The following is a 3,055-nucleotide window of genomic DNA, read 5'->3' as shown; positions in this document are numbered from 1 at the left end:
TTTTTCATTATATAATTTTTTCCATGTCAACCTGTAATAATTTCTTTAATGCAACACTAAAAGGCCCAAGCCTACTTTTTTATACTAAACTTAATCCTTCTTTATTTAATTCTTTTTCTCTATTCTGAAGTCCTTTTATAACTATATTTAAATGTTCATTCATATCTACTCCAAGTTGATCAGCACTTTCCCTAATTAAGTCCCTATCTACTGCTGCTGCAAAAGACTTCGCCTTAAATTTCTTCTTAACAGACTTAGCTTTCATACCTTCAAGCTTAGTTGGTCTTACTAGTGCACAAGCAATTGCAAAACTTGATAGCTCGTCTACCGCAAAAAGAGTCTTAGCCATAAGTGTTTCTCTTGGTGCATCCTTTACAGCATGACCTTTCACTGCTGCTATAAATTCTTCAGAAAATCCATTTTCTCTAAGTATTTCTAATCCTCTATAAGGATGTTCATCAGGATACATTTCAAAATCAATATCATGTAACAATCCACAAATTGACCATTCTTCAACATCTTCATTAAATTCATTAGCATATGCTATCATACTAGATTCTACTGCAAGGGAATGTTTAATAAGACTGTCCGTTTTTACATATTTTTTTAATAATTCAAAAGCTTCTTCTCTATTCATCTTAATTCCTCCTAATATTATTAATATTAATTGTTTAATTCTATAAAATTATATTTCTTTCATGTTCTATTAACCATTTCTTTCTCCACAATCCTCCATCATATCCAATTAATTTTCCATTACTTCCAATTATTCTATGACAAGGAATGACAATTGGAATTTTATTTTTATTATTAGCACTTCCTACTGCTCTACTAGCATTTTTATTTCCTATCTCTTTAGCTATTTCACCATAAGTAGCCAATTCTCCATAAGGAATTTCTATTAATTTATTCCATACCTTTTTCTGAAATTCTGTTCCACTCATTTTTATAGGTATATTAAACTTTTTTCTCTTACCACAAAAATATTCCTCTAATTGTTCTTTAGCTTCCAATAATATATTGTTATTTCTTTCCTCATTCTCTCTTTTAACTGCAAAGTTTATGGATAATATATATTCATCATCTCCACATATCTCTAATAATCCGATTGGACTATCCAAATACATAACAAATTTATTATCATTCATTTACTTACTTCCTTTTCCTGTTAGATGTTCTATCTTAATTTCTAATACTGTTGTTTTATGAAATGAATTTTCTACATACTTTATACCTTTATCTAAAAAATCCTTCGCAAATTTTTTTATAAAGTTTAATAATACTTCTTTTTTTTCATTATCATCAACTATTTTTATCTTCCCAAATGTAATAACACTCTTATAATTCGTGCTAAATTTTTCTGGAACAACCTCAGATTCTCTAACTATACAAAAACTAACCTTATTATTTTTTGAGATATTATCCAGCTTATATCCTTCATCTGCACAATGAAGGTATATACTCTCATTATAATAAATATAATTCATTGGTACTCCATAAGGATAACCACTTTCTCCTATAGTCGATAATATCCCATAATTCCCTTTTTCTAAAATACTAATTATTTCATTATTTTCTAATAATTTTTCTTTTCTTCTCATTTCTCTAAACATAAAATCCTCCTTACACTAATCTATACCATCATTATAATACATTTATAATAATTAAGATACCCAGTATAATCAAGTTAATTGTCAACTAATTCTTTTTACATATTGACAATTTAGTGATTTTATAATACTATTTAATTGTTAATATGTGAAAATACTTAAGTTAACGATTAAACATTTTATCTAGGAGTGATATTATGACTACTAAAAATCTTACAACTGTCTCAATCTTTGTAGCTTTAACAGCTATATGTGCACAAATATCAATACCTCTTCCTTCAGGAATACCAGTTACATTACAGACTTTAGCAGTATTACTATCTGGAATAATTCTTGGAAGTAAATATGGAGCTTTATCTCAATTAACATATATACTATTAGGAGCAATTGGTATCCCAGTATTTGCTTCAGGTCATGCTGGAGTACAAGCTTTAGCAAGTTTAACAGGAGGATATATATGGTCCTTTCCAATTTCCAGCTTTATCATTGGATTAATTGGAAAACATTTAGATAGCAAAAGTAAGGTAAAAACTGGAATAATTTATAGTCTAGCATTTATAATAGGTCTTATAATTATTTATACTTTTGGTTCAATACAATTCTATTTTTTATCAGGTATGACATATATGGATACTTTAAAAATTACTATAATCCCATTTATAATTCCTGATTTAATTAAAATAATAATTGCTGTAGGATTATCTATAAAATTAAGAAAATCATTATTAAAAGCAAATTTAATATCATTTTAATATTATTTATATATAAATTTTTCTATGTACTTTTCATAATTTCTTTAATATATAGTTTCTGTAATTTAAATTTTCATGATATAATATAATTATAGGAGATGATATCATGAAAAATATATTTAGTTGGCTTATTGTATTTAGCATATTAGCTATGATATTATTTGATATTTTTATAGTTACAGACTCTGTAACTATCTTTATTTATTATAAAATATCTATAGGAATATTAATAATTTCATTAATAGGTTTACTTATTCTTTTAATTAAAGAACGATTAAAGGAAAAGGAGGAAGAAAAAGATGTTATTGGTAAATACTGATTATATAAAAAATGTAGAAATAACTGAATCATTAGGTTTAGTTAAAGGAAGTACAATTCGAGCAAAACATATAGGCAAAGATATTGCAGCAGGTTTAAAGCATCTTGTGGGAGGAGAAATCGCTGGATATTCTCAAATGATTGATGAAGCAAGACAAATTGCTACATCTAGGATGGTTGAAGAAGCTGAAAAACTTGGAGCTGACGCAATTATTAACATCAGATATTCAACTACTACTATAACTCAAGGAGCAGCAGAAATATTAATTTATGGTACAGCGGTTAAAAATAAATAAATAAAAAACCTCCTAGGTTCTAGTGTTGCATTAAAGAAATAATTACAGTTTGACATGGAAAAAATTATATAATGAAAAA

6 protein-coding genes are annotated in these 3,055 nt (G+C 26.7%); 3 read left to right on the top strand and 3 right to left on the bottom strand.

Annotated features, from left to right (window positions below):
- Window positions 1-79: 79 nt before the first annotated feature.
- Genes GOQ29_RS08965 through GOQ29_RS08955 form a run of 3 tightly spaced genes read right to left on the bottom strand, consistent with a single transcriptional unit; the run spans window position 80 to window position 1,613 of the window.
- On the bottom strand, window positions 80-637 hold the full coding sequence (locus tag GOQ29_RS08965; protein ID WP_203372311.1) for an HDIG domain-containing metalloprotein: 558 nt from the start codon (window positions 635-637) through the stop codon (window positions 80-82).
- Between the two features lie 40 nt (window positions 638-677).
- Window positions 678-1,148, bottom strand: a complete 471-nt coding sequence (locus GOQ29_RS08960; RefSeq protein WP_203372310.1) for a methylated-DNA--[protein]-cysteine S-methyltransferase — start codon at window positions 1,146-1,148, stop codon at window positions 678-680.
- A complete protein-coding gene (locus GOQ29_RS08955) occupies window positions 1,149-1,613 on the bottom strand; it encodes a pyridoxamine 5'-phosphate oxidase family protein (protein ID WP_203372309.1) in 465 nt (154 codons plus the stop codon).
- Between the two features lie 194 nt (window positions 1,614-1,807).
- Between GOQ29_RS08955 and GOQ29_RS08950 the strand changes: the two genes are divergently transcribed.
- The 3 genes from GOQ29_RS08950 (at window position 1,808) to GOQ29_RS08940 (ending at window position 2,976) form a co-directional block, all read left to right on the top strand.
- The gene (locus tag GOQ29_RS08950; RefSeq protein WP_203372308.1) at window positions 1,808-2,362 is read left to right on the top strand and encodes a biotin transporter BioY; all 555 of its coding nucleotides are present in this window, start codon (window positions 1,808-1,810) and stop codon (window positions 2,360-2,362) included.
- 106 nt (window positions 2,363-2,468) lie between these two features.
- A complete protein-coding gene (locus GOQ29_RS08945; RefSeq protein WP_203372307.1) occupies window positions 2,469-2,681 on the top strand; it encodes a hypothetical protein in 213 nt (70 codons plus the stop codon).
- Window positions 2,662-2,976 carry a YbjQ family protein gene (locus GOQ29_RS08940; RefSeq protein ID WP_203372306.1) on the top strand — a complete coding sequence of 105 codons (315 nt, stop codon included), beginning with the start codon at window positions 2,662-2,664 and terminating at the stop codon, window positions 2,974-2,976. The genes GOQ29_RS08945 and GOQ29_RS08940 overlap by 20 nt, the downstream gene beginning before the upstream one ends.
- The last annotated feature ends 79 nt before the right edge of the window (window positions 2,977-3,055 follow it).

The organism is Anaeromonas gelatinilytica (assembly GCF_016820635.1).
Classification (GTDB): domain Bacteria; phylum Bacillota; class Clostridia; order Tissierellales; family SIT17; genus Anaeromonas; species Anaeromonas gelatinilytica.
This window is presented reverse-complemented; position numbering and strand designations above follow the sequence as displayed.

Excerpts from the sequence above, each read along its gene's own strand:
- GOQ29_RS08960 (WP_203372310.1), bottom strand. The coding sequence starts at position 1,148 with ATGAATGATAATAAATTTGTTATGTATTTGGATAGTCCAATCGGATTA.
- GOQ29_RS08950 (WP_203372308.1), top strand. The coding sequence starts at position 1,808 with ATGACTACTAAAAATCTTACAACTGTCTCAATCTTTGTAGCTTTAACA.
- GOQ29_RS08940 (WP_203372306.1), top strand. The coding sequence starts at position 2,662 with ATGTTATTGGTAAATACTGATTATATAAAAAATGTAGAAATAACTGAA.
- GOQ29_RS08945 (WP_203372307.1), top strand. The coding sequence starts at position 2,469 with ATGAAAAATATATTTAGTTGGCTTATTGTATTTAGCATATTAGCTATG.
- GOQ29_RS08965 (WP_203372311.1), bottom strand. The coding sequence starts at position 637 with ATGAATAGAGAAGAAGCTTTTGAATTATTAAAAAAATATGTAAAAACG.
- GOQ29_RS08955 (WP_203372309.1), bottom strand. The coding sequence starts at position 1,613 with ATGTTTAGAGAAATGAGAAGAAAAGAAAAATTATTAGAAAATAATGAA.